At 59.9% G+C, this 25,444-nt stretch carries 21 protein-coding genes; 7 read left to right on the top strand and 14 right to left on the bottom strand.

Features of this window, described 5'->3' with window-relative positions; translation table 11 throughout:
• Complete coding sequence (locus BK667_RS16160) at nt 1-1,131, bottom strand: LuxE/PaaK family acyltransferase (RefSeq protein ID WP_123598231.1); 1,131 nt, start codon at nt 1,129-1,131, stop codon at nt 1-3.
• A 21-nt stretch (nt 1,132-1,152) separates the two neighbouring features.
• The gene (locus tag BK667_RS16155; RefSeq protein ID WP_123598230.1) at nt 1,153-2,367 is read right to left on the bottom strand and encodes an MFS transporter; all 1,215 of its coding nucleotides are present in this window, start codon (nt 2,365-2,367) and stop codon (nt 1,153-1,155) included.
• 577 nt (nt 2,368-2,944) lie between these two features.
• On the opposite strand from BK667_RS16155, the gene BK667_RS16150 reads away from it, so the two are divergent.
• Complete coding sequence (locus BK667_RS16150; protein WP_054046397.1) at nt 2,945-3,133, top strand: hypothetical protein; 189 nt, start codon at nt 2,945-2,947, stop codon at nt 3,131-3,133.
• On the opposite strand, the gene BK667_RS16145 is transcribed toward BK667_RS16150, so the two are convergent.
• Nucleotides 3,123-3,527, bottom strand: coding sequence for a fe2+ zn2+ uptake regulation protein (locus tag BK667_RS16145; protein ID WP_123598229.1), 405 nt, complete (start codon nt 3,525-3,527; stop codon nt 3,123-3,125). The two genes, BK667_RS16150 and BK667_RS16145, sit on opposite strands and share 11 nt — an antisense overlap.
• Nucleotides 3,528-3,787: 260 nt before the next feature.
• On the opposite strand from BK667_RS16145, the gene pvdQ reads away from it, so the two are divergent.
• Nucleotides 3,788-6,121 carry a bifunctional acylase PvdQ gene (pvdQ, locus tag BK667_RS16140; protein ID WP_123598228.1) on the top strand — a complete coding sequence of 778 codons (2,334 nt, stop codon included), beginning with the start codon at nt 3,788-3,790 and terminating at the stop codon, nt 6,119-6,121.
• Nucleotides 6,122-6,176: 55 nt separating this feature from the next.
• Here the strand turns inward: pvdQ and BK667_RS16135 are convergent, their stop codons facing one another.
• Nucleotides 6,177-7,178 carry a FecR family protein gene (locus BK667_RS16135; protein ID WP_123598227.1) on the bottom strand — a complete coding sequence of 334 codons (1,002 nt, stop codon included), beginning with the start codon at nt 7,176-7,178 and terminating at the stop codon, nt 6,177-6,179.
• A 153-nt stretch (nt 7,179-7,331) separates the two neighbouring features.
• Between BK667_RS16135 and BK667_RS16130 the strand changes: the two genes are divergently transcribed.
• Entirely contained in the window at nt 7,332-7,601 is a 270-nt protein-coding gene (locus BK667_RS16130) for a PepSY domain-containing protein (RefSeq protein ID WP_054046388.1), read from the top strand.
• Between the two features lie 123 nt (nt 7,602-7,724).
• Here BK667_RS16130 and BK667_RS16125 read toward each other — a convergent pair whose 3' ends face one another.
• Nucleotides 7,725-12,506, bottom strand: a complete 4,782-nt coding sequence (locus BK667_RS16125; protein ID WP_123598226.1) for a dermonecrotic toxin domain-containing protein — start codon at nt 12,504-12,506, stop codon at nt 7,725-7,727.
• Between the two features lie 222 nt (nt 12,507-12,728).
• On the opposite strand from BK667_RS16125, the gene BK667_RS16120 reads away from it, so the two are divergent.
• Nucleotides 12,729-13,760, top strand: a complete 1,032-nt coding sequence (locus BK667_RS16120) for an Ldh family oxidoreductase (protein ID WP_123509614.1) — start codon at nt 12,729-12,731, stop codon at nt 13,758-13,760.
• A gap of 131 nt (nt 13,761-13,891) precedes the next feature.
• Here the strand turns inward: BK667_RS16120 and BK667_RS16110 are convergent, their stop codons facing one another.
• Nucleotides 13,892-14,209 (bottom strand): ElaB/YgaM/YqjD family protein, encoded by a 318-nt coding sequence (locus BK667_RS16110; protein ID WP_123509613.1) that lies wholly within the window; start codon nt 14,207-14,209, stop codon nt 13,892-13,894.
• A gap of 164 nt (nt 14,210-14,373) precedes the next feature.
• On the opposite strand from BK667_RS16110, the gene BK667_RS16105 reads away from it, so the two are divergent.
• Nucleotides 14,374-14,625 carry a hypothetical protein gene (locus BK667_RS16105; protein WP_054046380.1) on the top strand — a complete coding sequence of 84 codons (252 nt, stop codon included), beginning with the start codon at nt 14,374-14,376 and terminating at the stop codon, nt 14,623-14,625.
• A gap of 218 nt (nt 14,626-14,843) precedes the next feature.
• On the opposite strand, the gene BK667_RS16100 is transcribed toward BK667_RS16105, so the two are convergent.
• A complete protein-coding gene (locus BK667_RS16100) occupies nt 14,844-15,785 on the bottom strand; it encodes a LysR family transcriptional regulator (protein WP_123598225.1) in 942 nt (313 codons plus the stop codon).
• 85 nt (nt 15,786-15,870) lie between these two features.
• Between BK667_RS16100 and BK667_RS16095 the strand changes: the two genes are divergently transcribed.
• Nucleotides 15,871-16,794, top strand: a complete 924-nt coding sequence (locus BK667_RS16095) for a carbon-nitrogen hydrolase family protein (RefSeq protein WP_123598224.1) — start codon at nt 15,871-15,873, stop codon at nt 16,792-16,794.
• 107 nt (nt 16,795-16,901) lie between these two features.
• Here BK667_RS16095 and BK667_RS16090 read toward each other — a convergent pair whose 3' ends face one another.
• From BK667_RS16090 to BK667_RS16060, 7 genes are all read right to left on the bottom strand, one after another.
• Nucleotides 16,902-17,375, bottom strand: a complete 474-nt coding sequence (locus BK667_RS16090; RefSeq protein ID WP_123598223.1) for an LEA/WHy family protein — start codon at nt 17,373-17,375, stop codon at nt 16,902-16,904.
• A 126-nt stretch (nt 17,376-17,501) separates the two neighbouring features.
• Nucleotides 17,502-18,581, bottom strand: coding sequence for a nucleoside hydrolase (locus tag BK667_RS16085; protein ID WP_123598222.1), 1,080 nt, complete (start codon nt 18,579-18,581; stop codon nt 17,502-17,504).
• Between the two features lie 198 nt (nt 18,582-18,779).
• Nucleotides 18,780-20,090: an MFS transporter gene (locus BK667_RS16080; protein ID WP_123598221.1), complete on the bottom strand. Its 1,311-nt coding sequence runs from the start codon at nt 20,088-20,090 to the stop codon at nt 18,780-18,782.
• A 559-nt stretch (nt 20,091-20,649) separates the two neighbouring features.
• Nucleotides 20,650-21,282: an N-carbamoylsarcosine amidohydrolase gene (locus BK667_RS16075; protein WP_123598220.1), complete on the bottom strand. Its 633-nt coding sequence runs from the start codon at nt 21,280-21,282 to the stop codon at nt 20,650-20,652.
• A 12-nt stretch (nt 21,283-21,294) separates the two neighbouring features.
• Nucleotides 21,295-22,047, bottom strand: a complete 753-nt coding sequence (locus BK667_RS16070; protein ID WP_123598219.1) for a maleate cis-trans isomerase family protein — start codon at nt 22,045-22,047, stop codon at nt 21,295-21,297.
• A gap of 19 nt (nt 22,048-22,066) precedes the next feature.
• A complete protein-coding gene (locus BK667_RS16065; protein ID WP_123598218.1) occupies nt 22,067-22,873 on the bottom strand; it encodes an alpha/beta fold hydrolase in 807 nt (268 codons plus the stop codon).
• Nucleotides 22,870-24,018 (bottom strand): FAD-dependent monooxygenase, encoded by a 1,149-nt coding sequence (locus BK667_RS16060; RefSeq protein ID WP_123509604.1) that lies wholly within the window; start codon nt 24,016-24,018, stop codon nt 22,870-22,872. The genes BK667_RS16065 and BK667_RS16060 overlap by 4 nt, the downstream gene beginning before the upstream one ends.
• Before the next feature lie 310 nt (nt 24,019-24,328).
• Here BK667_RS16060 and BK667_RS16055 point away from each other — a divergent pair, with 310 nt between their 5' ends.
• Nucleotides 24,329-25,381 carry a 2,5-dihydroxypyridine 5,6-dioxygenase gene (locus BK667_RS16055; RefSeq protein ID WP_123598217.1) on the top strand — a complete coding sequence of 351 codons (1,053 nt, stop codon included), beginning with the start codon at nt 24,329-24,331 and terminating at the stop codon, nt 25,379-25,381.
• Nucleotides 25,382-25,444 lie beyond the last annotated feature (63 nt).

The following is a 25,444-nucleotide window of genomic DNA, read 5'->3' as shown; positions in this document are numbered from 1 at the left end:
TCAAGCCCTCCCGATCAGTTCGCCGGCCGCCATGGCACAGCTTCGTCCGGGGCGGGTGCCGGCGCGTCCGTGCAACTGGAACCAGTCGCTGGACAGGCCACAGCCGCACTGCTCGCCGGGGTACAAAGTGGCCAGGTCGCTCATGACCACGGCATGGGCCGGGCTCGACGAAATATAGGGTGACACGAAGGTCAGCAGGCCACTTTGGCCGTAAGGCTGGACGCTGAAGTCGGCGGGATTGCGCACGAAAACCTTCGCGTAAACCGGGACATGAAAATGGTGTCGGGCACATTCGATGTAAGGCACCGCGTGCTCGACCGCGCCGTAGCCGTCCCGACAGCGGGCCGTCTCGATGCCCAGTTGTTGCTCGATCCGCTTATACAGGCGAGCACGGGGAATCTCTTGGGCGGCCTGGTTTTTCCAGCCACCGCCGAGAAACACCAATGAGCCTGCGGGCAATGTCAGTGGCGCAACGCCGGTCGCCTCCATCCGTTGCAGCACCTGCCAGAGCAGCGCGGGAAAGCCAAAAATGCGCGCGGGCAGTGGCTGCTCGGCGAACGCCTGCAAGGCGCGGATCACGCCGAACAGATCGAATTCGTGGCCATTGCCGGTGCTGCGCAGGCCATAGACGACTTGGTTGATCGGCGCATAACGACACAAAAACTGGTCGGTGTATGAGGTGCCCAGACGGTTGTCGGCTTCGGGTTCGTAGCTCAGCAACAGGTAATTGCACGGAGTGTCCGGCGTGTCCCAGCCATAATGCTGGAAAATCCGGGTGACCATGCCTTGGGCGGCCGCCATGCTCCGCGTGTCATAACGCATACGGCTTTTCTGGCCGCTGGTGCCGGACGAGGTCAGCTCCAGCGCACCTTCACCCGTCGGGCTGATCAGTAGCTGTTGTTTGAAAAAGTTGGCGTAGATCGGTGGCAGGCAGGACCAGTCATCCAGTTGATCCAGGGCCTGGGCATCCAGGTCATGGCGCTTGAGCCAGTGCTCGTAACCGGGGGTGTGGTGGCAATGAAACAGGCTGATTTCAGCCATGGCACGGTCGAACAGGCCGGGCGGCACAGCGTCCAGGTCGTAAGGCTGCGCCAGCGCACAGAGCGCGTCGGTGTGGGGAAGTTGAATCATCAAAAATCCTTTTTGGTTAATTCAGACGGCGGCCGTGTTGCGGCAGCCGTGCAGGAAGTGTTGTAAAGGCAGAAGGCAGGCAAGGCCGGCGACACTGGCGATGAGCGCAAACGAATCGAGGCTGTCACCGGCACCGAACGCCGCGATCATCGACCCGAGGCCGCCCATGATCGAGATCGAAATCATGCCGATCATGGCCGACACCAGTCCTTTGCTATCCGCGCTGGAAAACAATGCCAGCCGATACAGCGCGGCATTGCTCATGCCCAGTCCGACGCCGTAAAGCGCCAGGCAGCCCACCAGCCATCCCGTCGAAGCACCGTAAATGCCGACGATCAGCAGGGCGACGAGCCCGCCGCAAAATGGCCAGAGTGCATAGCGGATCAATTGCGTCAGGGCTGTACCGGCGATCAGTCGATCGAGCAGCAGATTGCCGAGAATCACCGCGCCGAACACCGGGATCTGCCAGAACCCATAATCCAGCGTCGATAACCCCTGACCCTGGATCAGTAACAGTGGCGACAGGCCAATCCAGGCAATCAGCGTCAAGCCCAGGGCAACGGACGACAGCACAAATGCCCGATTGCGCAACAACCTGCCGTAGCGGCGCAGAATCGCGCGTAAATCGAAGGGCTTGATCGGCGTTCGCAGGCCTTGGGTATGCGGCATGAACCCATACAACCCAAGCCAGACCGCGAGGCCAGCGATACCCAGCACAAGGAACAGTTCCCGCCACGAGAGCCATTGCAATAGCAGACTGCCGAGCAAGGGGCCGAGCAGCGGAGAAAGCAGGGCGATGTTCCCCAGCCAGGCCATGATCCGCACGGCATCGGCCTCGCAAAACAGCTCTTGCAAGGCGGGATAGCTGACCGCGATGACAAATCCGAGGCCCATGCCCTGAATCAATCGCAAGCTGTTGAACGCCTCAATACTCGGGACCCAGTAGGTTACGAGGCACGCCAAGGCAAATAGCGCGCTACCGATCAGCAGCAGCGGACGGCGCCCATACTGATCGGACAGCGGCCCGACCAGCCATTGCAGCAGCATGCCCCCGATCAAATACAGCGTGAACGCATACGGAACATGCGCAGGGCTGGCGTGCAGTTGTTCGGTCACGCTCAACATGGCGGGCATGACCAGATCGCTGGCCATGTAGGTCAGGAGTTCGAATGCCGCAATGGCCAGGCAAAAACCGGTCAATCGAAAGGGCCGGATGTTTATAGATGATGTGCGCATGACTTCCTTGTCGATACTGAGTGTTTAAGGAGGTACTCCTCTAACGGTGTATCGAGAGTAATCATCGCTATGGCAGTGCTCTAGCGAGCGTTTGAGACTTGGGGTTTCAATGGTTTGCCGTGTATTGCAAGTGACCGGAACGGCCCAGGCGAGCGGGAGATCTGGATCCAAAGTTACATGGGTGCGAACAATCCGCTGTACGAAAAATGCCCGCTACGGGGCGGGCATTTGTTCAGGGTGGGTAAAAACGATTTGATGTCTTACAGATGATTAAAGGTATGGATTACCGATGTTGGTAATAACCCGGTCCGCCACGATCATAGTGGTGGTCCCCGTGCCAGCCGCCGTGGGGGAAAATGATACAGCCGCTCAGGGAAAGCAGAGCGATCAGGGGAATCAGCAGTGTGATTCGACGGAACATTTCAAAATCCTCATGGTTATCGCCGCAATGAAGCCAAATCTCTTCATCGGCTGTAACATGAGACTGCGTTTGCCGGCGTTTATCCCCGTCCGAAGGTAGGGGCTTGGCATGCAAACGGATACAAACCGGATACATTTCAAGATTCAGGAACCCGCAATGACCCAGTCGCAACGTTTGAAATACTCGATTCTGATCTCCCTGGTAGTGCTGGGGATCATGTTCGGCCTTTCGTATCTGCAAAACGCAGGGATCATCAGCGAGAAGCTGTTTCAGTACATCGCCATTGGCGTGGCGGTGATCGTCGTGGTCGTCAATGGCGTGATGCGCCGCAAGGTCAAGCCTTGAGCGAAGCGTCCGAGCCCGATTCGCTGTAGAGAATGGCAATGGCCTGCGGATGCAGGCTGTAGCTTTTGTCCGGATTGAGCGTGATCACGCCCTCACTGCATAACCGCTTCAACACTTCCCGCACACTCAGGAAGGACAGGGGAATATCCAGGTCCAGCAAATACGTGTGCACGCCGCGCACGCCCAGGTTGCGCTCGCTTTCGGCGGCATTCAGCAAGGCGTCGATGACTTTCAGACGAATCAGGCTGGTCCTCAGGCCAAAGCTCTTGAGCAGTACCCGGATACGTTCGTTTCCGTGGCGCTCAGCCTTTTCTACAAAAATTCCTGTGCCAGCATTCATGGAAACACTCTTTGGTACACGTCTACCGTCCGTTGGCAGTTGCGAGTTGTACATGCAAAAACTCCTTATCAGAGCCTGATCAGGAAAAGTGATGGTGCTCTCAATCATTAAGACGAACGAGCACGGCAAATCATGAAGGCTCAAATGTAGAAAATTTGTCGAGGGGATGTGACTTCTCTGTGACGGGATCGCCGTTGATCGTTGCGCCGGCTAAATTTGCTGATGATTTTTTCGTTCCTAAGGCCAGGCACATTCCGCGCAGCGCGCAGCGCGCAGGGTGTGATTTTTCCAGGTCATGTCCATCAGGAGCGAGCGTGATTATTAGCAGGCAGTTAACCCGGTTGAGTCTTGCAGGTGTGTTGCTGGGGCTGAGTGTTGCGGCAAACGCCCGCAGTGAACTGCAACCTTCGGCCGTGGATATTCGTCGCACCAGTTTCGGCGTGCCGCACATCCGCGCCGAGAACGAGCGCGGGCTCGGTTACGGCATCGGTTACGCCTACGCCCAGGACAACCTGTGCCTGATGGCCAACGAGATCGTCACCGTCAACGGCGAGCGCTCGCGGTACTTCGGCCCGGATCAGTTCACGATAGAAGAGCGTGCCAACCCGGCCAGCGATGTGTTTTTCAACTGGCTGAATACCCCACAAGCGGTCGCCGGTTTCTGGCAGGCACAAACCCCTGAAGTGCGTGATCTGATCGACGGTTATGTGGCGGGTTACAACCGTTCATTGGCCGAGCGTCAGGCCCAGGGCCTGCCGGCACAGTGCCAGGGCGACTGGGTACGGCCGATTGCCGCCGAAGACCTGGTGAAGCTGACGCGGCGCCTGTTGGTCGAAGGCGGGGTCGGGCAGTTTGCCGAAGCCCTGGCCGGCGCCACGCCACCGACCGCAGTCGCTCAAGCGGCGGACGGTGCGCAGTCGTTCCAGCTTGCCGCCGAACGTCAGCAACGCTTCGCGCTGGACCGTGGCAGCAACGCGGTGGCCATCGGCAGTGAGCGTTCGTTCAACGGTCGCGGCATGTTGCTGGCCAACCCGCATTTTCCTTGGGTCGGCGGGATGCGCTTCTATCAGATGCACCTGACCATTCCCGGCAAACTGGATGTGATGGGCGCCGCGTTGCCCGGTCTGCCGATGATCAATATCGGTTTCAACCAGCACCTGGCCTGGACCCACACGGTGGATTCGTCCAAGCATTTCACCTTGTATCGCCTGCAACTGGACCCCAAGCATCCAACCCGTTACGTGCTCGATGGCAAGTCGTTGCCGCTGGATAAACAAACCCTGACGGTGAACGTCAAACAGCCCGACGGCCAGGTAAAACCGGTTTCCCACGTAATCTATAGCTCGGTGTTCGGCCCGGTCGTGCAATGGCCCGGCAAGCTCGATTGGGACAACCAGTTCGCCTACAGCCTGCGGGATGCCAATCTGGAAAACGACCGCGTCCTGCAGCAGTGGTACGCGATGAACCGCGCCACCAGCCTCAAGGATTTGCAGGCCTCGGTGCACACGATCCAGGGCATTCCGTGGGTCAACACCCTGGCGGCGGACGATCAGGGTCAGACGCTGTACATGAACCTGTCGGTGGTGCCGAACGTCAACGCCGACAAGCTCGCCAAGTGCAGCGATCCGCGTATCGGTTTGAAGATGATCGTGCTTGATGGCTCCAACAGTGCCTGCGCCTGGGACATTGATCCGAACGCCGCACAAAAGGGCATTTACGCAGCGGAGCAGTTGCCGCAATTGCTGCGCAAAGACTTTGTGCAGCATTCCAACGACTCCGCGTGGCTGGTCAACCCGGCGCAACCGCTCACCGGTTTCTCGCCTTTGATCAGCCAGGACAGCCAGCCGCTGGGGCTGCGTTCGCGGTTTGCGCTGGATCGCCTGGGCGCTCTCGCCAAGACCGGGAAACTGGCAGCCGCGGACCTGCAACGCATGGTGATGGATGATCAAGTGTATCTGGCGGCCCAAGTGCTACCGGACCTGTTGAAGTTTTGCAGTGCCGATGCCGCGGCGCAGGCCTCGGTGTGTGCCAGCCTGAAGGCGTGGGATGGCCGGGCGAATCTGGACAGCGGTCCGGGCTTGGTGCATTTCCAGAATGTGATGCAGACGCTGCAGCAATCGCCTGACATCTGGCGTGTGGCTTTCGATCCGAAAGATGCGCAACACACCCCGCGCGGGCTGGCGTTCGAGCGGCCGGAGGTGGCCAACGCCCTGCGCGAAGCGATGCTCGCGTCGGCGGAACTGACCACGAAAATGGGGCTCAAGCCGGACAGCCGCTGGGGCGATATTCAGGTGGTCAGCAGCGGCGGGCAGCAAACGCCGATCCACGGTGGACCGGGCCCGCTAGGGATTTACAACGCAATCCAAAGCGTACCGAGACCCGACGGCAAGCTTGAAGTGGTCAGTGGTACCAGTTACCTGCAAATCGTGACCTTTGATGAAAAAGGTCCGCATGCCCAAGGCTTGCTGGCGTTCTCGTTGTCGAGTGATCCGGCATCAAAATATGCCCGGGACCAAACGCTGGCGTTCTCGCAGAAACAGTTGAGCGTATTGCCGTTCACCGAGCAGCAGATCAAGGCTGATCCGCAGTATCAGGTGCAGACAATTCGCGAGTCGGACGAAAAAACCGGGACGGTGGCGGCACAGTAAAAACCGCTCTGTTTGCAGCAAACACGAAGGCCGCACCCCTCAGGGGTAGCGGCCTTCAGCTTTTTGGCGCTTGCTTGGGAATCGAATTGAGCACCGGGTTGCCGTTCTCATTGCGAGTCAGGTAGACCGGCAACACTTTGGGCAGATTCGTCACCAGATTGTTAATTTCCTTGATGTTATAAACACCGCCGAGGCGGATCGAAGCCGTGCTGTTGTCGGCCACCATCACGGGCTTGGCCAGGTAGCGATTGATCAGCGGCAATGCATCGCTCAGCGGCAGGTCATCGAGCACCAGTTTGCCGCTGCGCCAGGCCAATGAGCTGTCGTTGGCGTAGGTCTCGCTGATCTGCGGCATGTAGTCGCCGTGGCGAAAGCGCGCTTGCATCGACGGCCCCAGTCGCAAGCCGTCGCCGTCGAGGGCGTCGTTGCTGGTCACCAGCACCGAGCCTTCGATCAGGTTCACTCGCACCTGGTCTTCATACAGCCAGACGTTGAATTGGGTACCGGTCACCCGGATCCGGCCTTCAGCAGCCCTGACGATGAAGGGGTGTTTCATGTCGTGGCTGACGCTGAAGAATGCTTCACCTTTTTTCAGCGTGACCCGACGTTCATCCTTGTAGTTACGGAAGGTCAACTCGCTGCCCAGATTCAGCTCCACCTGACTGCCGTCGCTCAGGGTGACCTGGCGCACATTGTCAGTGGTTTCGAAATGCTGATAGGCGTTGGGCAGCCAGCCGAGGTTCCAGCCGGTGTACGCCGCCAGTGGCAGGGCCAAGGCACAGACCGCAGCGGTGATGCCGAAGGTGCGCCAGGACGTTGAGGATTTGCCGGGCAGGGGCGTTGTGGCCGACTCCGGACGCGGCAAATCCCCGGCGACATCCCAGATCTCCAGCATGGCTTCGTATTCGAATGCATGCAGCGGATGAGCATCCCGCCACTGTTCGAACGCCTGGCGCTCCTCGGCGGTGCAGTCGATGGCGTGCAGACGCATGCACCAGTGCGCAGCGGCATCGGTGACGGCGTCGTATTCGGCTTCCGAGAAGGTGTGTTCGGTCATTGACTCATCCTGATTTGCTGCATTCTAACCTTGAGGGCGAGGTGGCGAGAACATCCGTCATGGCATTTGCCCATCAAAGTGGAACTTATTTTTCCCGACAAGGCCCTAAAAAACAGGACTTCAACGCACAGTATCCACAAATGGAGTGAAAAAATGATCAAGAAAACCTTTGCTGCCGTCATTGCCGCTGCAACGTTGTTGAGTGCCGGTGCAGCTATGGCGGATCGCCCTGGTGCCGGCTGGATTTCGATCGAGAAGGCCATTGAAACGGCGAAGACCAAGGCCGGTTATGTCGAGGTCTATGAAGTCGAAGCCGATAACAACGGCTATTGGAAAGGCGAGGGCCGCAAGGCTGATGGCGTGGTCTATGAGTTCCGCATCGATGGCGCTTCCGGGAACATTCTGCGCGATCAGAAGGATTGAACCACTCGCTGTTGGGGCGCGGCTTGATACGACTGAAGCACTGGCGCGCAACTGACTGAAAGCAAAATCCCTGTGGGAGCGAGCAAGCCCGCTCCCACAGGTTTAGTGCCTCAGGTCAGGCTTTCAGGGTGTAGTGGTGTGGAGCTGGCGCCCCAGATGGCTGATCAGCCACGACACCGAATCGGCGTTGCCCAACTGCACCGCCAGCCTCACCGTTGCGTTCTTCTTGAAAATGTCCCGGGCACCGGCCAGCGTGTCCTTACCAGTCAATTTCAAAACGTGGGCCAGTGCCCGATCGCTGTACTCGAACGTGGTATTGCCAAAATCTTCCCAGGTCCGGTTTTCGCCGTTGTAGAGCGTGAACAATTCCGTATCGGGGGTTTTCATCGACAGCGCCTTGCTCTGAAGCCTCGTCAACTCGACCTTGAGCGCGATGGCGCGCAGGTTCGAGGTTTCGATCAGGTCGGCAAAGGGGCGCGGCGCATCCAGATACGCAATGTCCTCGGTCTTGCAGATCATGTGGGACAGCTCATGGATTAACGTGGTGGCTCGGGCATGGGCACTGATCGGAAACGCAGCATCGGTCATGTAGTTACGGTAGTGATCGAATTTGGGGAAAAAGAACTTCTCCGTGAGGTAGATCTTGTTCCTCGCGTCTGCGGGGATCGCGAACGCCAAGACGTTTTCCGGATCGTCCTTGGCCACACCGATGACAAACCGATTGGATTTCTCTTGCCGCAGTGTCGGATCAAGCAACGCCCCGAAGATCTCCTCCACGACTTTTTCAATCATCGTCACGTGTTCGGGCAGCACCGACGGTACATCCAGAAAATCCTTGATCAGTTGATGGACCGGTGTGATTCGAGTCCCCGACGTTTTCAATAACTGGAGATTGCGAAAGCTGTTCCAGGCGTACGTGGTTGCCAGGTCGAGGCCCTCGTTGATCAATCGGGCCCGGACCGGAAAGAGCCGCTGAATATCAGCCATGCCATCTGCCTGGACATTCATTCCATGGCTGACCGCCTCCCAGGTTTTCAAACGGCGCAGCAGGCTATAGCGCTGTGTCTGAGCATCTGAGTCCACTACCCATTTTTTCGCCGAGTCCTGCACGGCATAAGGGCCGTCCACCTGGTTGCTGCGGATGATCCAGCGCTCGCCACGCTTCTGGATCGGATACACCTTGCCTTCAATCGGCGCGTAATGCTGCCCGGTGGTCGAATGGGCGTACAGCGCCCGTGTGCTGTCCAGTGTCAGGTCGCCCAGATCGACATCGGTGCTTTCGTGACGCTGCAACCGGGTGCGTTCGGGGGCGGTGATGTCGATCCGTTCACAGGGCGTGGCGGTGTCGGCGGCTGGCGGCGATGGCTCGCGAGGGGTCATCGACTCGCGCAACATGGCCAGTTGCGTCATCCCACGAATGAAGGCTTGCAGCGCGGCCCCCCATTTATGTTGTTGCAGGTTTTCGGCCGACACCTTGATGTCACGATAGCTGCGCCATACGGTGACCGGGTAGGCCAGTTTGCCGGTAACGAAGGTCAGCGCCTGATCCAGGTCTTCGCCCAAGACCTGTTTGATGGTTGCCCATTCGCCTTGCCCGTCGGTGTCCGCCTGGCAGCCGAGCAAGCGGGCCAACAGCTTGGCGTTGTCGTTGAACAACTGCTTGAACAACGATCCTTTAACCGGATTGGAGGCCAGGTTGACGCCCGCCGAGGCCGCCAGGCGACTTTTGCACAGTGCCCGATCGGATGGGGACAGACTATTGAGCACCCAGCGCTGCAACGCACCGGCCGTTTTCAACTCGGCCAGCAGCGTGCTTTCGCTTTCATACTCTTTCACCCCGTGTTCCGGGCTATAGGGCGCCAACAGGACCTGCGGTGCGTTCGCGTCCTTTTTCGGCCCGATCAGGTAAACCCCCGGCACTGTGACTGTCGACTCACCGCTGGCGCCCAGCAGCTCAAGCGGGCGGATCAGTGCATTGCTGCCGTCCACCGCGTCACGGGCAATGGCGTCGGGCATGTCGATGATTTGCCGAATCAGGTCAAACCCGGTTGCGCTCAGGCGTTCCTGGAGTTTCTCGGCATGGGCGTACTGCAACAGTTGCCAGGGCAATTGCGCGGCGAAGCGCTTTCTGCGTGTGGCGGCGTCGGCATGGGCGTCGGCGAATGCCTTGCTCAGTTCGGTCCGCTGATGTTCCCCGGGCTTGAGGTGGCGGATCAGGTTTTTGATGTAGGTTTCGTCTACCCCGGCAGGCAGGGCCTTGTTGGTCAGCGACGCCGGTTTGAAGCTGTGACTGTCCAGCGTTTGCAGGTGGATCAAGGCAAAGGCCGGTAACGGTTGCGTTCGTGCATCAGCGGTTGCGCCAGGGTTGATGCGGATTTCTATCGTGTCCGGGTCGATGTCGTGCTTGTCGGCCTTGAGTTGCTTGTGTAATTCATGATGAGCCGTACGCTCCAGAGAGCGAATGCCACTCAGGTAGTCCTTGTCCTCCTTGACGTTGTTCAGGTACTGCGCCAGCAGTTCAGTGTGCAGTATCTGATCTTCCAGCGAAGCGTTGGCCAGCCATGCCGGGAGTTTTTGTCGGGTGATCAGGGACCGGGCAATATCCGTCGCCCGTTGCAGGCCAGTCTTGGGTAAACCCAGCGCCATCAAACTCAACAGATCGGCCCGATGTCGGGTCGGCAGGCTGGAGGCCAATGCGCGTTCGACGGAGGTTTTATCCAGTCGAACATGGGGCTTTTGCAGGTGGTCGAGGAAATCCTCATGAATCAGTTGCAGCGGCGCGAGGGTGAACGCCCGACCCGGGGCGCGTTCGGCACGTTCCAGGTTTTCCAGCAACCCGTGGCGTTCCACCTCACTTTGCAAGCGTCGGTTGACCTCGGCCAGCATCGGGGGCAACGAAGGAAAGGCTTCCAGCCCCCGGGCCGGGGTCCACAGCACGGTTTTACCGGAATGGTCCGGGTCCAGGCCACCGCGTTCGGTGAGCACAAAACAGCTCGCCAGTTTGAGTAACGCGTCAGCGCCGTCAGCCTTCAGCGCCAGGCCAAAGACGTCCGGCAGAAACCCGTTCAATGCGCCGCGCTTTTGCCGCACAGGCGTATCGAGCACCGTCTGCACCATCGCTTGTTCTACGTTTCCCAGGCTGCGGCTCAGGGTTCGCAGCTTGAGTTCGCTGCGCAACGCCGCCGATAACATATGGGCAAACTTGGGCTTGAGTAATGCCAGAGAGTCCTGAACACCTTCTTCGGCCTGCTCGATCGTGCTGACAGCGCTGGAAATGACCGGGAATCTTTGCAGCAGTTGTTCGGTGGAGTTCTCCAGGCTGGCCAGCAGGGCCAGTTGTTGCTTTGCCGAGTCGGCACGCACGGTCGCCGGTTGCGCACTCCAGCGCTGATCGGCACGGGTACTCCAGCGGCCGTTGGTTTCGGCAGTCAGCAACCTTTTATCAATCAACGCGCGCACGTCCAGCGCGTTGTCGAGCAATGCGTGGGGATCCAGCACACCGGCGCTTTCGCGATAACGGCTCAAGGCATGACTCAGGTTTTGCAGTTGCTTGGCGACGATATCCGCCATCAATTGATGGAACACCGGACCGCTGATCGGTGCCCCCACAATCGTGCGTTGTTGCGCCTCCAGCGAGATAAACAGGTCGCGTTCTTCGCGCGCGAGAAAGTTGAACAGATGGTCGTCGTGGCCCTCGCTTTTCAGCATGCCCAGAAAGGTGTTCTTGATCTGGCCAAGGTTGCCGCTGTTCTCTACGCCCCGGGATTGGGTGTACAGAAAAGCGCTGGTTTTGTCGGTGCCGATCATCAGGGTGGCGGCGGGCTCGACGTAGTGTTTGAGCGGCGCGGTGACGCGTATTTTTTCAATCTTTACCGGGTCGGTCGAGGAGGTTGAATCATCGGTGCCCGCCCGATTGACCTCCATCAACCGTTGGTATTCCTCGGTGCTCAGCACGCTTTGCTGGCGTTTGAACAACAGGTCCACGCAATAGGTGTCTTGCAGGCTCTGGGCGAAAAACTCCGAGCGAGCCAGGCCGTTGCTCATGGGACTGTTCCAGAATGTCTCGAGCAAGCTGCGCAGATGCGGCGTCAGGCTTTGCGCAATGCCCTTGATCGCCACTTCCCACGCTTGATTGTCCGCGTCGCCGACGATGTCACGGCCAGGGTGAACGAAAACCCTGGAATCGCCCTCTGGCCACTGGTTGTTCAAGTAGAAGTGCAGCACCGCATCGCGCAATGACAGCGAGGATACTTTGCGCTGCGGTTCACAGCCGGCAAAGCTGTCCAGTCGCGTGCGACGCTGGTCCAGTGCCGGGAAATGCTTGGCCAGGGCGTTTTTAAGCACGTCATCGAGCATGGATCGCAGGGTCGGGAACTTGATCAGCTCGGCCAGCATCGTCTCAATGTTGTGGTTTTGATTGCGATGGATGACGGCTTCCTGATCTTCAAAAACAGCACCGTCAATCGTTTGGGTGGAAATGCTCAACGTCCGGGCCGCCAGAAGGCTGCAGCGTTGTTCGATGGACTGATAGCGCAGCAACTCGCGTTTGCCGGCCGATCCGCCCAGCCATGTTTTCACGGTGCTTTTAAGGTCATTGATGTCTGCGTATTTGATCAGGCCTTTCCACGGGGTATAGAGCATCGCCTCGCCATCGTCAGGCTTGCTCATGGAAAACGCCCCGGCCAGGGCGATCGCCGAGCCGTTGTCCGGCGTCAATAACAGCCGGTGGACCTGCATGCCGGGCTTGTGGGCGACGCGGGAAGTATCAGTGGCCAGATAAACGGCCATCAGCCATTTGAGCTCATCAATGGAAAAATCCAGTGCTTTTTCTCGATCGCCAGGCTGCTTGAAATTCGAAGCCCGTGCGGCTTCGTCAAAAAAATAAGGTAGCTGGGGGATGCTCATGGTTTTTCCTCTATAGGCCGGAATCGCCGGCCATTGGATTGAGGAAAAACAGTAAGGCCGGGGCAAAGCCTTGGTGCGGTACATATTGCTTGCGTCGATCTGTCGCCGAGGCTTGACAGGACACCTCTAGAACAGCGCTTAATCGGCGATGTTTGACCGGGTTGCCGCGCAACCTTCGTTTCAGCCTGTTGCCCGAACTCAATAATAAAACTGGAGCCTCAGATGACCGCAACACCCGTCAGTTCGAACACCGAACCCCTTGATTTCGATTCACTCGTTTTGTTGCTCGAGCAAGTCTTCCTGCGCCATGGCACCTCGGCCGACGTCGCCAGGACATTGGCGCTCAACTGCGCCGGTGCCGAGCGCGACGGTGCCCACAGCCACGGCGTGTTCCGGATTCCCGGTTATGTGTCGACGCTGAAAAGCGGCTGGGTCAATGGCCAGGCAGTGCCGGTGGTCGAGGACGTGGCCTCGGGGTTTGTCCGGGTCGATGCGGCGAACGGTTTTGCCCAACCGGCGCTGGCCGCCGCCCGGCCGCTGTTGGTTGAGAAGGCCCGCAGCGCCGGGATTGCGGTGTTGGCGATCCGCAACTCCCATCACTTCGCCGCGCTCTGGCCGGATGTCGAACCCTTCGCCTATGACGGCCTGGTGGCCCTGAGCGTGGTGAACAGCATGACCTGCGTGGTGCCCCATGGCGCCGATCGTCCGCTGTTCGGCACCAACCCGATCGCCTTCGCCGCGCCAAGGGCGGACGGCGAGCCGATTGTCTTCGACCTGGCCACCAGCGCCATCGCCCATGGCGACGTGCAAATTGCCGCGCGCAAGGGCGAGCGTTTGTCGCCGGGCATGGGCGTGGACAGCCTCGGCCAACCCACCCAGGACCCGAAAGCGATTCTCGAAGGTGGCGCGTTGCTGCCGTTTGGCGGGCACAAGGGTTCGGCGCTGTCGATGATGGTGGAGTTGCTGGCAGCGGCGTTGACGGGCGGTAACTTTTCTTTCGAGTTCGATTGGTCGAACCATCCGGGCGCCAAGACGCCGTGGACCGGGCAATTGCTGATCGTGATCGATCCGAGCAAGGCCGCCGGGCAAAGCTTTGCCGAGCGTAGCCAGGAACTGGTGCGGCAGATGCACGGGGTCGGGCTCAAGCGTTTGCCGGGGGATCGGCGTCATCATCAACGGGCCAAGTCGGCGGCTGAGGGGATTCGGTTGGAGCCGGAAGTGTTGGCGAATCTGCGGGAATTGGCTGGGTTCTGAGGTAGTACAAAAACCTGTGGGAGCGAGCCTGCTCGCGAAGAGGGCATTACATTCAACATTAATGCTGACTGTTACGCCGCTTTCGCGAGCAGGCTCGCTCCCACAGGGAGAGGTGTGTCTGGCAGGTCGGTTTAGCGACGACCGAGCAACAACCCCACCACCAGGCCGAAACCGGCGGAGATGGCGACGGTTTGCCACGGATGGCCACCGATGTAGGTTTCAGTGGCATCGACCGCGGGCTTGGTGCGCTCGCGCACACTGGTGACGGATTCCAGCGCCTGTTGCAACTTCTGGGCGACTTGCCCACGCAACGTATCGGCTTCTTCACCCACCAGTGAGGCGCTGCTTTTGAGCAGTTTGTCCGACTCTTCAATCAGCGCTTGAAGTTCACTGAATGCCTGGTCCTTGATTTGGTCTGCTGCGGCTTGTACGGCGGTTTTGCGGGCCATTGAGTAACTCCTTGCGGATAAGTGGGCAGTGAACAATGGAGTCTGCGGCGGTTGAAAAAGTTGCAGTCAATTTGCGTGTTGACTCAACCCAGGAGAAAAATCCAGGGTCGGAGGATTCGTCCTACAGTGTAAGATGTCGCCAATTTACGCAGCAGGTATTTCCCATGAGCTTCAATCTGGCCGACAAACCCCTTGCCGAGCGCGCTGCGCTTGAAGACGAAAAATCCCGTCTGTTCGACCTCTGGCAAAGCAACCTGGGCAAGTCCAAGGGCGAAGCCGCACGGTTGTTCGGTGAACGGGCCAAGCGCAAAGGCAAATGGGCCGAATGGGTCCGGTCCGAACTCGATCTCCTGTCGCCGCCCGAGTACGCGAACATGGTGCGCAGTGAAGTCAATCGCCTGATGGCCGCCAAATAATTCCTGACACCGATCCCCGTAGGAGCGAGGCTTGCCCGCGATGGCGTCCGTGAGATCGCTATCGCGGGCAAGCCTTGCTCCTACAGGTCGTGTCCTTGAGATCGCTATCGCGGGCAAGCCTTGCTCCTACAGGTCGTGTCCGTGAGATCGCTATCGCGGGCAAGCCTTGCTCCTACAGGTCGTGTCATTGATGACGCCTTCGCGGGCAAGCCTCGCTCCTACAACGGCATGCCGTTTTCAGGGTCGCCATCGTGGGCAAAGCTCGCGACAATCGCCTCGCGCACTTTCAGCACCACCGGATCGAGCTGGGTGCTGGTGCGCCAGCCCAGTTCGATCGGGTAGCGCGGCAATGCCAGCGGGCAGGGCAGCAGTGCCAGGCCCGTGAGCGCGGCGATGCTTTGCGCGGCGTGGGCCGGAATGGTCGCCACCGCCTGACTGCCCTTGAGCAAATACGGCAACGCGGCAAAATGCGTGGTCGAGGCGCACACTCGCCGACTCAGCCCCAGCGCCGCCAACCCCTCATCGGTGATCCCGATAAAACCGCCGGACGACACCAGAATGTGCTCCCGCGCGACGAACTCCTCCAGGCTGATGGTCTGCTGTCCCTCAGCCAGACTGGCCTGATCCACCAGGCACAAATACCCCCCTTCGCCCAACACCTGACGGCTGAGCAACCGCTCGGCAAACCCGCCGGCGGTAATCGCCAGATCGATACTGCGATCCAGCAACGCATGGGCGACGATCTGGCTGTGGGTCTGGCGGAAAATCAGTCGCAGCTTCGGCGCACGGCGGGCGATTTCCTCCATCAGCCGCCGTCCGTAGGCCATCTCGAAATCGTCCGACAGGCCCACGGCGACCGAACGTCCCTCGTAGTGTTGGGCGGCCGGATCGATCATCGCCAGGCTCTGTCGGCATTTGTTCAGGGCGTCGCTGACCACCGGTTTCAACTGATTGGCCCTGAGGGTTGGCGCCAGACCCCGGCCGGTGCGCACAAACAACTGATCGCCATACAACTCTCGCAGTCGGCGCAACGCGGCGCTGACTGCCGATTGCGTGACCCCCAGGCGCAGGGCGGCGCGGCTGGCGCTGGACTCTTCGTGCAGGGCTTCGAAGACTTTGAGCAGATTGAGGTCGACGGTGGCGATATTCATCGTGTTCATATCATTCAGCAGTGAACGGGGCTTTATTCATGATCCGGTGAGGGCGGAAAATCAGCAACACCTCATTGCCGTCGGAGTTACCGAGATGTCCAAGTCAATCGTTGCAGCCCTGCAAATCGGCGCCTTGCCCGGTGGCAAGGGCGAGACACTGGAACAGATCCTTTCCTGGGAAAACGCAATCATCGAGTCCGGCGCCGCGCTGGTGGTCATGCCGGAAGCGCTGCTGGGCGGCTATCCCAAGGGCGAGGGGTTTGGCACGCAACTGGGTTACCGCTTGCCAGAAGGCCGTGAGGCGTTTGCGCGGTACTTCGCCAACGCCATCGATGTTCCGGGCGTCGAGACTGAAGCGTTGGCCGGATTGTCGGCCCGCACCGGGGCCAATCTGGTGCTGGGGGTGATTGAGCGTGCGGGCAGCACGTTGTATTGCACGGCGCTGTACTTCGACCCTGCGGCTGGCCTGGTCGCCAAGCACCGCAAACTGATGCCGACCGGCACCGAACGGCTGATCTGGGGCAAGGGCGATGGCTCGACGTTGCCGGTGATCGACAGCCAGGTCGGGCGCCTGGCGGCAGTGGTGTGCTGGGAAAACATGATGCCGCTGCTGCGCACGGCGATGTACGCCAAAGGCGTGGAGGTGTGGTGCGCGCCGACCGTGGACGAGCGCGAGATGTGGCAGGTCAGCATGCGTCACATCGCCCATGAGGGCCGGTGCTTTGTGGTCAGCGCGTGCCAGGTGCAGGAATCGCCCCAGGCGTTGGGCGTCGAGATCGCCAACTGGCCGGCGGACCGACCGTTGATTGCCGGCGGCAGCGTGATCGTCGGGCCAATGGGCGACGTGCTGGCCGGGCCGCTGCGGGGTGGGCCGGGTTTGCTGACGGCTGAAATCGACACCGACGAACTGATCCGTGCGCGTTACGACTTCGACGTGGTCGGCCACTATGCGCGGCCGGATGTGTTCGAGCTGAGCGTGGATGAACGCGCCAAACCCGGCGTGCGCTTCACCGCATGAGCCACTGATTGATTGCCGATACCCTTGTAGGAGCATGGCTTGCCCGCGATGGCGATCTCGAATACGCCATCGCGGGCAAGCCTTGCTCCTACAAGGGGTGGGCGGGTCTACCAGGTCGCCGCACTCGGCCCCGGCAACCTCAGCTTGCCCGTATCCACAAACCGCATCGTGCCAAACAACCCGCCGGCCAGTTTGCCGCGCAGTACGTAGGGCAGGTTGTCGAGGGTTTGGGTCTGGCTCAGGCCGAGGGTCTGGCGCAGTACCGAGAACGCCGAGACGCTCACCGGCACGGTCAACACCGTTTCGGAAAACCGTGGGATTGTCCCTGACTGATCGCTGACACCGGAAGCCAGTGGTTGACCGTTGACTTCCAGGTCCAGCGCCACGCCGTTGTAGTCGATGGCGGTTTCATTCGGGTTTTGCACGCGGATCTTTACCGCGAAACGCACTTCCAGATCCTGGCTTTGCAGCGGTTCGATCCCGACCACGTTGATGTTCAGCGGATCGCGATTCGGGAACAGCGCGCAGGCGCTCAGGGAGAGCAACAGCAGGGAAAGGGACAGGGCAAGAAGTCTGCGCATGAAGGGCTCTCGACAGAAAAAGGGACTGAACCGCCCTTGAAGATTATCGGGCGGTTCACCTGTGCGACCACGCTCACTGTGAGGGGTTCGCCCGAGGCTGTCACTTGTTCATGATTGCCGGCGGTTTCAACTGCCCTTGACCGGTGTCGGCAAGGTCACGAGGTTCACATAGCCGTCCCAGAATTTCTGCTGGTCGATGGCGAACACCACTTTGGCTTTTTGCGTACCCACCGGTGGGCTTTTCTTGTAGCCCAGTGCGCGGCCGTAATTGGCGCCGAACTGCGCGTCCACATCCACCCACAAATCCCGGGATTCGGTGACGATGCCCGGCTGCACCAGAAACAGCGCCGGCAGACTGTCCCAGGTGAAACTGTGATACGCCGGATCCTTGTCGAACAACGGGCCGAATTCGTGCTTGTACAGGTCGGCAATCGGCCCCGGTTTCGCGATCACCCGTTTGTACACTGAGGCATCGAAGGTGACTTTCTCGCACACGTCGTTGGGGAAGATCACGTGTTCGATGGGCGAGCGCAGGACGATCTTCGCCGCCTCGGGGTCGAACCACCAGTTGAACTCGGCGGCCGGGGTGGTGTTGCCTGGAATCTCCAGGGCGCCGCCCATGTACACGATGCGTTTGATCAGCGGCACGATGTCCGGCGCGGAACGGATCGCCAGCGCAATATTGGTCAGCGGCCCGACCGCCAGCAACGTCACTTCATGGGGATTGGCGCGCACGCTCTCGACGATGAACTGCGCGGCGGTTTCCTTGCGCAGTGTGGTGTGGGTGGCCAGGCCATCCGGCGGCGCGACCAGTTGCGCGGCAGAGGTCGGACGCGGCGCCTTGAACGCCCCCGGCCAACCGGCGCCGAACAGGGCTTTTTCCTGCTCATAGGTGGCGAAGTCATGCAGCAGCGGATACGCCGCGCCGGAATACACGCCGATGTCTTTTTCCACGCCCATGCGCTCCACGGCTTTGAGCGCATCGACCTGTTCCTGATCGACCCAGGCGTTGCCGCTGACCAGGGTCATGCCGAGCAAGTCGATGCGTTTTTGCGCGTGCAACTGGGCAAGCATGATAAAGGCCTGGCCGTCATCATTGAGCACGTTGAAATCGGTGTCGAAGATGACTTTTTCCGCGGCTTGCAGGGACCCTGCACACAGGCCGACGGCGACAAGCAGGGCACAGCGTTTGATCAAACCTTGCATAAGAGGCACACCCGATAGGTTGGAATGAACACCTGTAGGAGCAAGGCTTGCCCGCGATGGCGATTTCAACGACGCCTTCGCGGGCAAGCCTCGCTCCTACAAGTTTTGCACGCATCTGTAGGAGCGAAGCTTGCTCGCGAAGACGATCTCAAGGACGCCATCGCCAGCAAGCCGTGCTCCTACAAAAGTAGTGTGGTGTCAGCGGTTGACCAGTTTGGCCGGCAACGCAATCACCAGGAAACTACTGAGAATCAGGCACCCGGCAAAGAACCACAACGCCCCGGCGCTGCTGCCCGTCACGTCAATCGCCACCCCCATCAGCGAGTTGCTCACCAACCCGGCAATGTTCGCCAACGAGCAGGCGAGGGCAAACCCGGTAGCCGCCGCCGTACCCTTGAGAAACGTCGCCGGCAGGCTGAAAAACACCGGCACCGCGCCAATGATCGCCGCCGAAGCAATGGCGAACAGCGCCACGGTCGCCACCACGTTGTGCACGAAGAACGGCGCCGTGGCCATCGCCGCCGCGCCGACCAGGAACGGCACGATGATGTGCCAGCGGCGTTCGCGGTGTTTGTCGGAGCTGGCACCGATCAGCAGCATGCCCAGCAGCGCGGCGACGCTCGGCAACGCGGTGAGGATGCCGATGTGGAACGTGTCGACGATCCCGGCGTTGCGGATGAAGGTGGGCATCCAGAAACCCATGGCATAGGCGCTGAGCAGGATCGAGAAATCGATGCCGCCAAGCATCCACACTTTCAGATTGAAGAACCCGTCGCGAAAGCTGTGTTTGCTGTCGCCGGCACTGGCTTCGTCGGCGCGCAGTTCCTGTTCCAGCAGGGCTTTCTCTTCGTCATTGAGCCACTTGGCTTGTTGATAGCTGTTCGGCAGCGCCCAGAAGGTCAGTACGCCGAGCAACACGCTGGGCACCGCTTCGATCAGGAATAGCCACTGCCAGCCGCGCAAACCGCCGAGGCTATCGAAATGACTCATCACCCAACCCGAAAGCGGCCCGCCAATCACGCTGGACAACGGCAAGCCGATCATGAACAACGCGATGATGCGACCCCGTCGATAGGTCGGGAACCACGTGGTCAGGTAATACAGCACGCCGGGCAGGAACCCGGCTTCAGCGGCACCGAGCAAGAATCGCAGGACGTAGAACTGGGTGGTGGAGGTCACCAGCATGGTGCAGGCCGAGAGCAGGCCCCAGGTGATCATTATCCGGGCGATCCAGATCTTCGCGCCGACCTTTTCCAGCACCAGGTTGCTCGGTACTTCGAACAGGATGTAGCCGACAAAAAACAGCCCGGCACCGAGGCCGAACGCGGTTTCGCTGAAGTGCAGTTGATCGAGCATCTGCAGTTTGGCGAAGCCGATGTTGATCCGGTCGAGGTACGCGGCCAGGTAGCAGAAGCACAGGAACGGAATCAACTTCCAGGTGATCTTGTGGTACAGCGCTTGAATCGGGTCGGCGACCGTGGTCGCGGGTGCTGCGTTCGCAATGGGCATCGGATGTCTCCTGGCGGTGACTTATGGTTTTTATACAGCCGCTTTTTCCAGCGCTCTGGCGCGCTGAAAGCGGCGTCCAAAGGCAGTGTCAGAAGACTGAGGTCGCACACCCTGTGTAGGAGCAAAGCTTGCTCGCAATGGCGTCAGTGAAATCGCCATCGCGGGCAAGCCTTGCTCCTACAACGGATCACCCGTAGGAGCAAAGCTTGCTCGCGATGGCGTCAGTGAAATCGCCATCGCGGGCAAGCCTTGCTCCTACAACGGATCACCCCGTAGGAGCAAAGCTTGCTCGCGATGACATCCTCGAAATCGCCATCGCGGGCAAGCCTTGCTCCTACAACGGATCACCCCGTAGGAGCAAAGCTTGCTGGCGAAGGCGTCCTTGAAATCGCCTTCGCGGGCAAGCCTCGCTCCTACAACGGATCACCCGTAGGAGCAAAGCTTGCTCGCGATGGCGTCAGTGAAATCGCCATCGCGGGCAAGCCGTGCTCCTACAGAACGTACACCTCAGTTTTGTCACCAAGACCTGCGCTCTATGGCGCGGTTCTTGTGGCACGCATTACATTTTTTCGAAGTGGGCGATGGCCTCCTGTTTGCTGATGACATCGCCATACTTGCTATCGATGTCGAACAGATTGGCTTCGTGGGGCGCCGGATGCCGGTCGCCGACGCACTGGCGCACGACGATGGTGCGAAAGCCGTGTTGCACCGCGTCCACGGCCGTCGCCCGAATGCAGCCGCTGGTCGAGCAGCCGGCCAGCACCACCGTGTCGATGCCTTGGGCGTGCAGCATCGAGGCCAAACTGCTGCCGAAAAACGCACTGGCGTACTGCTTGCTGATCACCACTTCATCCTTGGTTGGCAGCACCTCTTCACAGAACGCCGCCAAGGGATTGCCCTCGACCATGTCTTTCATCACTGGCGCTTTTTTCACCCAGATCCCGCCATTGGCGAAATGGCCGGGATGGTAGCGGATATTGGTGTGCACCACCGGGATGCCGTTACGTCGGGCGCTGGCCAGCAACTCGACGCTTTCAGCCACGGCACTGACCACGCCGGGAGCAAACAGCGGCGCGCCTTCGGTGGTGTAGCCGCGCATGAAATCGATCATCAGCAACGCAGCCTTCTGGCCAAACCCGATGCGCTGGCCCCACACGCCTTGATAGTTGTCGTTGGCGGTTTGTTCGCTCATGTCACTCACCCCTTAATAAGCGCCGGAGAGCAGGGCGCCGGCGCCGGGAACGATGGGTTCCAGGTCCAGGGCCTTGAGCATGGCGTAAGTCGTGGCAATCGCTGCGGTGAGCACCGGTTTGCCGGTTTGCGCTTCGACTTGCGCCACCACCGGCAGCGACTGCATTTGCACGCAGGCCGACAGTACGATCACATCCACCCCTTCCAGATTCATGCCAGCGACGATGCCGGGCAGATTCGCCGGGTCGTGCCGGGCCACGGCCAAGTTGTCGGGGATCTCCAGGGCGCGCCAGTCCACCACTTCAAAGCCTTCTTCGCGAATGTAATCCACCACCAGTTCCGTCAGCGGCTTCATGTACGGCGCGACAATGGCGATGCGTTTGGCGCCCATGACTTTCAAGCCTTCGATCAAAGCGCCGGCACTGGTAATCACCGGGGCGTTCGCGTCGTTATCGGCGGTGGCTTTGCGCAGCCGCTGCTCAGACTGGCGATGATAACCGAGCCCCATGGCCATGATCGCCACCAGGCAGGCATAACCCAGCACATCGACCTTGGCGTCGGACAACTCGACGGCGCAACGGTCGGATTCGCCGTCCATCGCCGCCAGTTCTTCCTTGCGTACTTGTTTCATGCGCATGCGGCTGGAGTGAAAGGTGAAGCGCTCCGGGCGGATCAACTGGCGCGCGTTGAGCATCGCCGGAATCTCGGTTTCCATGGTGGTGTTGGAGCTCGGCACAATCTGGCCGATGCGGTAAGGCTTGAGCATAAAAATCTCCCAGATGCGTTTAGTTCAGGCGCGGGCCAAGGAAATCACCGAAGGCGCTGAAGAAGCCTTCGAGGTCATCCCAAGGAATCATGTGCCCGGCGTTGGCGACGTGGACGCTGCGAATGTTCGGCTGCAGGTCGAGGATTTCCGCTTCGTCCTCGGGCGCAATCACACCGCCACGACCGGCAATCATCAGCAATGCAGGTTGCTGGAGTTTCGGCAGGTCCTGATGGAAATCCACGTCATGAAAATCGTTAAAGGCGCGCACAATCGCCGGTTCGTAGCAGGTGTGCAGCCATTCGGCGCGCAGTTGCAATTGCTCATCGGTCCAGGTGGCGCAGAAGGCGCGCATGGCCTCGGCATCCATCCCGATCAATGACTGGCGGATCGAATCGACGTACCACGGCAGTTTGCTCGGGTATTCACGGCGACCGGGGCCGGAGACGGGCGGGTCAATCAACACCAGGCGATTGACCCCGGCCGGATGTTTCACGGCACTGCGCACCGCAAAACGGGCGCCCATGGAGTGGCCGACCAAGTGGTAGCTGTCGAGGTTCATGGCGTGGGCGAAAGCACCAATGTCATCGGCGCAGGTGTCGGCGCTGTAGTCCAGCTCCGGGCCGGTGGAGGAGAGGCCGCGACCGCGCACATCGAGCACATAAGTGTCGAAATGCTCGCCTAGGCGTTCCGCGACAAACCCCCAGGTAATCGCCGGGCTGGTAATGCCGGGGATCAGCACCAGTGCCGGGCCTTTGCCCCCATAACGCAAGTAATGCTGGCGAATGCCGTTGGCCTGGACGTTGCCGCCGTGGACGAAAGAGCTCACGCGGCCACCCCCGATTTCAACTGTTGGGCGTACAGGTCGTAGCCATAGACCCAGGCCGGGTCTTCCTGAGTGCGCAGCCAGGTGTTGGCGTTGGACACGGACTGAACGCGGGAGGCGCGTTCCTTGCGGTTGGCTTCATACAGTTCGAACGCGGTGCGGTAGTCGCCGAGGCCGGTTTCCTGCAAGCAACGAGTCAGCATCGCCGCATCTTCAATGGCCATGCCGGCGCCTTGGGCCATGTGTGGCTTCATTGGGTGGCAAGCGTCGCCGAGCAATACCAGACGTCCACGACTCCACAACGGCAACGGATTGCGGTTGCGCAGCGGCCATTTGGTCACGCTTTCGGTGGATTCGATCAGCGCCTGGACCGTCGGGTGATAGCCCTGGAACGCTTCGAACATTTCTTCGCGGCTGCTATCGACAAACGCGCCCTGGAAATCCCACTCCGGGTGCGGCACGCCGGTGACGTAGTAGTACTCGTCGCGCTTGCCGGTGGTGTAGTAGACCATCATGTGCCGGTCCTCGGTCCACCACTTGATGCAGTCCTCGAACTTCAAATCGTACTTGGCCAGTTGATCGCCACGGATCAATGCGCGGTGTGCGACCCAGCCGCTGTACAGCGGTTTTTCCGCGCCCAGCAACTCTTCACGAATCTTCGAATTGATCCCGTCGGCACCGATCACGATGTCGGCGTAGGTGACTTCGCCGTCGCTGAAAGTCAGGCGCACCTGGGTGTCGGTTTCTTCGAGGGTTTCCAGGCGTTTGTTGAAGTGCACGGTGCCGGGTTTGATCGTCGACATCTGCAAGGCATGCAGGTCGCCACGGTGCACGGTGACGTAGGACGCGCCGTATTCCTTGCGAGCGAAATCACCCAGCGGGATGCGCGACAGGTAGTCGCCGCTCAAGCCGTCACGGCTGAACCAGTGATCCGGGTGCGAGCCCATTAGGTCGAGTTGCTGCTCGATGCCCATGCGCCGGAAGATTTTCATGATGTTGGGGCCCATGTGGATCCCGGCGCCTAGGCGGGAGAACTCCGGGGCCTGTTCGTAGATGTCCACCTGGAACCCGGCTTGTTGCAGCAACGTCGCAGCGGCTGCACCGCCAAGACCTGCACCGACGATGGCGATTTTTTGTGTTTGGGCCATTGGGCTTGTTCCTCTTCTTCGAATGGTCGCTGGCGGGTCGCCGCAAGGTTTTTAAAGTGTATACGCTGTATTTTTCAAAAAGAAAGAGCCGTTGGTAAAAATTAATTTTTGGCGTTTTTTGCCCGTAGTCACCGAATGTAACCTTTGTTTGTTGGGTTTGTGTGGGTTGGTAACGTTATGGTCCGGCGCTTGCAGTCCGCTCGCATTTGATGTCTTATCGATAACAAATGGCGTACACGCTATAAAAATGCACTATGGTGAGGCAGGGCGCCTCGACTTGGTGCGCAGCAGACGATTGAGGAGACAGGAAATGCCGGTAAGCGATTGCGAACTGACCCAGATGTTCGAACACGTGTTGAAGCTGTCGAAGGTCGACTCGACCCAGAGCGTCGCCGTGCTCAAGAGCCACTATTCCGACCCGCGCACCGTGCGTGCCGCGATGGACGCCGCGCAGCGCCTGGGCGCCAAGGTCTACGCCGTGGAATTGCCGTCGTTCAACCATCCGACGGCCATGGGCAACGACATGACCGCCTACTGCGGCGACACCGCGCTGACCGGCAATATCGCCGCGCAACGGGCGCTGGAAGCGGCGGACCTGATCGTCGACACGATGATGCTGCTGCATTCGCCGGAACAGGAGCAGATCCTCAAGACCGGCACGCGCATTCTATTGGCCGTCGAACCCCCGGAAGTACTCGCGCGCATGCTGCCGACCGAGGCCGACAAGGTGCGGGTGATGGCGGCGGAGAAGCTGCTGAAACAGGCGCGTTCGATCCATGTCACGTCCCGCGCCGGCAGCGATTTCCGCGCGGCGTTGGGGCAATATCCGGCGGTGACCGAGTACGGTTTCGCCGATGAACCGGGGCGTTGGGACCATTGGCCCAGCGGCTTCCTGTTCTCCTGGCCCAACGAAGAAACCGCCGAAGGCGTGCTGGTGCTGGACATCGGCGACATCGTGCTGCCGTTCAAGACCTACACCCGGGAGAAGATCACCCTGGAGATCGAAAAGGGTTTCATCACCTCGATCCATGGCGGTTTCGAGGCTGAATACCTGCGTGATTACATGAAGTATTTCAATGATCCCGAGGTGTACGGCATCTCCCACATTGGCTGGGGTTTACAGCCAAAAGCCCAGTGGACGGCCATGGGTTTGCACGACAAGAACGACGGCATGTGCATGGATGCCCGGGCGTTCTACGGCAACTTCCTGTTCTCCACCGGGCCGAATACCGAAGTCGGCGGCAAGCGCAAAACCCCGTGCCATTTGGATATACCGCTGCGTAATTGCGATGTGTACCTGGATGATCAGGCAGTGGTGATTGGCGGGGATGTGGTGGCGCCGGAGGCCTCCCGAGTTCGCTGAAATTGACTTGTGTGGACTTGCTGAAACGCTGAAACCTGTAGGAGCAAGGCTTGCCCGCGATGG

It is taken from the genome of Pseudomonas frederiksbergensis, from assembly GCF_003732705.1.
In the GTDB taxonomy this organism is placed as follows: domain Bacteria; phylum Pseudomonadota; class Gammaproteobacteria; order Pseudomonadales; family Pseudomonadaceae; genus Aquipseudomonas; species Aquipseudomonas frederiksbergensis_F.
The sequence above is the reverse complement of the archived record's forward strand: the minus strand, read 5'-3'. Positions and strand labels throughout refer to the sequence as shown.

Excerpts from the sequence above, each read along its gene's own strand:
- BK667_RS16160 (WP_123598231.1), bottom strand. The coding sequence starts at position 1,131 with ATGATTCAACTTCCCCACACCGACGCGCTCTGTGCGCTGGCGCAGCCT.
- BK667_RS16155 (WP_123598230.1), bottom strand. The coding sequence starts at position 2,367 with ATGCGCACATCATCTATAAACATCCGGCCCTTTCGATTGACCGGTTTT.
- BK667_RS16150 (WP_054046397.1), top strand. The coding sequence starts at position 2,945 with ATGACCCAGTCGCAACGTTTGAAATACTCGATTCTGATCTCCCTGGTA.
- BK667_RS16145 (WP_123598229.1), bottom strand. The coding sequence starts at position 3,527 with ATGTACAACTCGCAACTGCCAACGGACGGTAGACGTGTACCAAAGAGT.
- BK667_RS16135 (WP_123598227.1), bottom strand. The coding sequence starts at position 7,178 with ATGACCGAACACACCTTCTCGGAAGCCGAATACGACGCCGTCACCGAT.
- BK667_RS16130 (WP_054046388.1), top strand. The coding sequence starts at position 7,332 with ATGATCAAGAAAACCTTTGCTGCCGTCATTGCCGCTGCAACGTTGTTG.
- BK667_RS16125 (WP_123598226.1), bottom strand. The coding sequence starts at position 12,506 with ATGAGCATCCCCCAGCTACCTTATTTTTTTGACGAAGCCGCACGGGCT.
- BK667_RS16120 (WP_123509614.1), top strand. The coding sequence starts at position 12,729 with ATGACCGCAACACCCGTCAGTTCGAACACCGAACCCCTTGATTTCGAT.
- BK667_RS16110 (WP_123509613.1), bottom strand. The coding sequence starts at position 14,209 with ATGGCCCGCAAAACCGCCGTACAAGCCGCAGCAGACCAAATCAAGGAC.
- BK667_RS16105 (WP_054046380.1), top strand. The coding sequence starts at position 14,374 with ATGAGCTTCAATCTGGCCGACAAACCCCTTGCCGAGCGCGCTGCGCTT.
- BK667_RS16100 (WP_123598225.1), bottom strand. The coding sequence starts at position 15,785 with ATGAACACGATGAATATCGCCACCGTCGACCTCAATCTGCTCAAAGTC.
- BK667_RS16095 (WP_123598224.1), top strand. The coding sequence starts at position 15,871 with ATGTCCAAGTCAATCGTTGCAGCCCTGCAAATCGGCGCCTTGCCCGGT.
- BK667_RS16090 (WP_123598223.1), bottom strand. The coding sequence starts at position 17,375 with ATGCGCAGACTTCTTGCCCTGTCCCTTTCCCTGCTGTTGCTCTCCCTG.
- BK667_RS16085 (WP_123598222.1), bottom strand. The coding sequence starts at position 18,581 with ATGCAAGGTTTGATCAAACGCTGTGCCCTGCTTGTCGCCGTCGGCCTG.
- BK667_RS16080 (WP_123598221.1), bottom strand. The coding sequence starts at position 20,090 with ATGCCCATTGCGAACGCAGCACCCGCGACCACGGTCGCCGACCCGATT.
- BK667_RS16075 (WP_123598220.1), bottom strand. The coding sequence starts at position 21,282 with ATGAGCGAACAAACCGCCAACGACAACTATCAAGGCGTGTGGGGCCAG.
- BK667_RS16070 (WP_123598219.1), bottom strand. The coding sequence starts at position 22,047 with ATGCTCAAGCCTTACCGCATCGGCCAGATTGTGCCGAGCTCCAACACC.
- BK667_RS16060 (WP_123509604.1), bottom strand. The coding sequence starts at position 24,018 with ATGGCCCAAACACAAAAAATCGCCATCGTCGGTGCAGGTCTTGGCGGT.
- BK667_RS16055 (WP_123598217.1), top strand. The coding sequence starts at position 24,329 with ATGCCGGTAAGCGATTGCGAACTGACCCAGATGTTCGAACACGTGTTG.